This window comes from Acetatifactor sp. (genome assembly GCF_982438285.1).
Genome location: NZ_CEWDFQ010000320.1, coordinates 1 through 3,578, shown reverse-complemented (window position 1 = coordinate 3,578; position 3,578 = coordinate 1). Strand labels below are relative to the sequence as shown.

General features: G+C 47.5%; 4 protein-coding genes. All 4 read right to left on the bottom strand.

Features of this window, described 5'->3' with window-relative positions:
- A partial coding sequence (locus AC1WIP_RS13170; protein ID WP_481142257.1) for a carbohydrate ABC transporter permease occupies positions 1 to 450 on the bottom strand: 450 nt, incomplete at its 3' end.
- A 16-nt stretch (positions 451 to 466) separates the two neighbouring features.
- Complete coding sequence (locus AC1WIP_RS13165; protein ID WP_481142256.1) at positions 467 to 1,393, bottom strand: carbohydrate ABC transporter permease; 927 nt, start codon at positions 1,391 to 1,393, stop codon at positions 467 to 469.
- Positions 1,390 to 2,382 carry an HAD family hydrolase gene (locus AC1WIP_RS13160; protein ID WP_481142255.1) on the bottom strand — a complete coding sequence of 331 codons (993 nt, stop codon included), beginning with the start codon at positions 2,380 to 2,382 and terminating at the stop codon, positions 1,390 to 1,392. Before AC1WIP_RS13160 ends, AC1WIP_RS13165 begins: the two co-directional genes overlap by 4 nt.
- A partial coding sequence (locus tag AC1WIP_RS13155; RefSeq protein WP_481142254.1) for a glycoside hydrolase family 38 C-terminal domain-containing protein occupies positions 2,357 to 3,578 on the bottom strand: 1,222 nt, incomplete at its 5' end. The genes AC1WIP_RS13155 and AC1WIP_RS13160, both read right to left, overlap by 26 nt.

The following is a 3,578-nucleotide window of genomic DNA, read 5'->3' as shown; positions in this document are numbered from 1 at the left end:
AATCTGCGCCGTCGTCACGAAGGGGAAAATAGCCGCCCAATAGGTTCCGATAATTTTCATATCACTTACAAGCACATATTGTGGAATCAATGTCAAAACTCCAGGAATCATCTGAAACATTAAAACAAACACATACAAAAACTCTTTTCCCGGAAAACTCGTTCTCGCAAAGACATACGCGCTGGAAACAGCGATTGCCGATGTAAGAAAAACGCTGATTCCGCTGATGATCAGCGAATTTTTAAAGTATTGTATGATCATCCCGGCAGAATCTCTATAATTTTCAAATCGAAGGGGCAGCGTTACCCAAAATGGCTGTGCGGCAATCTCCACATTATTTTTGAAACTGGAAATAATCATAAAATAGTACGGAAAAAATGTACACACAACGATTACTGCCAGAAAAACGATAATGCCCCCTCTGCAAAGTAACTTTTTCGCTTTACTCATTCTCCGCTGCCTCCTGCTATTCGTCTGCCTTTTTAATATACTTCTGCTGCAAAATGGTAATAATCAAAATGATAAGAAACAGCACGGTTCCCTGGGCCGTAGCATAGCCATAATTTCCATTTTCAAAGGCGTTTTGGTACATGGCGTACGCCGGAACCATCGTATGATACCTGCCCTGTGTATACACGATCTGCACTGTATAATCCTGTAAGCCGCCGATCATTCCCAGGACAGACAGCAGCTTTATCTGGGGAATAGACAGCGGCAGATAAAGTCTGGTAAAAACATCCCAGGCATTTGCCCCGTCAATCTGCATTGCCTCTTCCAGCGCCGTATCCACATTCAAAAACCCTGCAAGAAAAATCAACATTGCAAATCCGCCGGCCCACGGAAATCCTTTAAAGAGCATCGCCGGCAGTGTAAAACGATTATCCGCCAGCCAGATATGGATCCATTCCTCTTTTCCCAAATAGTTTAGTATGGCATCCAAAATACCCGTATCATGCTTGTAAAAAAAGCTCCAATACATCGTTCCCACCATAGCCGGAATCATCATGGGAACCACAAACGCTTTCTTAAAAAATCTTCCTGCCCTGGTGTCCTTTAGACGGAAAATAAAATAGGTAGTAGAAAAATTGATCACAAAGGTATTGATAAATCCCCATACAATAAAAACCAGGAGAATCCCAAAGGATTCCCAAAAATCGGAATCCCCAAGCAATCTGATATAGTTATCCACACCTGTAAATTTCGGTGTAAAATAGTTGTTGGTTTTCCACCGGAACAGCGACCGGTAAATCCCCAGCAATGCCGGATACAGCGTAAAGGTAAACAGAAATGCAAAGGTAGGAATCAGCGCAGCATACGACCATCGTGCCTTCCATATGCGCTTTCCCAAAGATTTCTGCCCGCAGGCAGCTGCTTTTGTCTTTTTCCCGTTCAAAATCTTTCCTCCTTTCCCAAGATACAGGGCAGTATATTCTCCAGGCGCTCTTCCATACTCCAGACAAGATCCGTCAATCCGGCCGCTTCAATATTCCCATCCCGCATTCCGATCACGTCAAAGCCGGCCAGACGCGCCGCTAAAACTCCCGCTGCGGAATCCTCCAAAACGATCACGCTGGAAAACTCCTCTTCATGGATTCCAAGACCCACTTCACATATTTCCCTGTACAGCCATGGGTGGGGCTTTGCGCACAGTTCCCCCAGGGTACCCGCACACCCGTCTCCAAAAGAGGTTCCAGCCGTAATCACTGCATCGTAAAATTTCATGGGGTCACCCAAATAAGGCTTCCTGCAGTCCATTTCCCGGAATCCGGATATGATTTCCGGCATTGCTTTTTCATACAGACCGCTTGTCACCAGGCCGATCTTAATATGGCTGTCCCTAAGCTTCAGCAAAAATTTTTTTAATCCGGGCGCCGGCATATAAGCGTCTTCTCTGCCTTTTCCCTCCAGTATCTCTCTCGTTTCTCTGTGAACCACATCCATATAACACTTTCTTGCCGTTTCCATATCTGCATTCAGATGATACTTTGCAATGCAGTACTTCAGATGTTCTGAAACAGAAAAACCGGATACAAATGGGATGTCCTCCTTTGACAGTCGGAAAGATGGATTCCCTATAAGAGAGCATACCGTCTGCTCAATGGCGCCGATCCAAAAACCTTCGCTTTTGATGCTTGTGCCGTCCAGATCCATCAGCACCGCTTTTGCCGGTCCCTGAAAGGGATGGCTTATCAGCGGATAATATACCGGCACAGCGGAATTCGGCAGGGTAACCAATATCTTCCCCGTTTGAAACACAACAAATTCCGAGCGGCCGTCCAAGGGAGAGAGAATGCTTTTCACGCCATTGCGTCCGGCCCGAAAAATGCCATCGTATGTACAATCCAGATTCTTCCATTCAGCTATTGTATTTCTCGCTGTCATTTTCTTCACTCCATTCCAGGGATAGCGTGATTATCTCTCGATCCCCCGCCGAGAATGTAACATAATGTCCGTCCCGAACAGTTAAGCTTTCCAACAGGCAATTCTCCAGCGTCACTTTTTCTGCCCGCAGCAGTTTTTTCCAAAAGAACAAGGTTACGCAGTTCTCCGCGCCGGCCAAGCTATAGCCCCGCAGCAAAAGCTGATTTTTTTCTCTGCCTTTGGTGACAGAGGTAAGCAGAAAGTCTTCCCCCTTCCCTCCAAAAAAGCTGAGCCGTCCGGGCAATTCTCCACAATGCTTCGTGGTCTGCATCACATAACAGGGCTGTACCGCATCCAGCGCTGCTTTAGCCAAATCAGCATCCTTGACTTGCTTTGGGTATACTGCAAGCCAGTAATCAAACTCTGATTTCCCCTGACACTCTGCCAGCTCCTGATACTCATAGGTTTCTGTGGGATTGCCTGCGTTGCTGAAGCACCGCAGAAGGGTCAGTGCAATCGCCCTGGTATCATCATCCAGCACCTCGTACTCGCAAATCCCCTTATGATATACCGCCGCGCAAAATTCCTTTTCGGAGACCGCCACAAGCGAATGACTGGGCCATGTCCGAGCGGCCGCCTCATACCACTGGCTGGAATCGGGCACTGTGATTTCCCGCTGTACAATATCAAATGGGGAATCTGCCCGGCAGAGCATGGCTCCCGAAAGCCCCGTCTCAAATAAAACCCTCAGCCTGTGATCTTTTATCGTATTATCCACAACCGTGTGGAACTGCAGCCATCTTGCTCCTTTTTTTAAAGTAACATCCGTTGTGATGCAAAGCTCCTCCCATTCGTCGCTTCGCTGCATGCGCCCCTGATCCACCCATTCGCTTCCATGAGGCACATGCACCTTCAGCGCGGCCTCCACACGCTTAGGGAGCCTCCAGCGCAGCATAATCCGATAAGTCGCCTGCAGCGGTCCGTTATATACCAGTGCGGCAGACGCCGGTTCATTCAGACTGTACATTGTCATCCGCTCATATACAGGACTGTACACCAGAGGACCGCCCTTGTCAGAAGAATCCTCAAAAAAGTGCACCTGCTCCATGACCCTTCCGGTTTCCTTTTCCGTTACCGTAAGCGTTCCGTTCCAGTTAATCTTTACAGAAAGATATTCATTTTCCAGCATATTGGCTTTGGGAGAAATCCAGTCAACC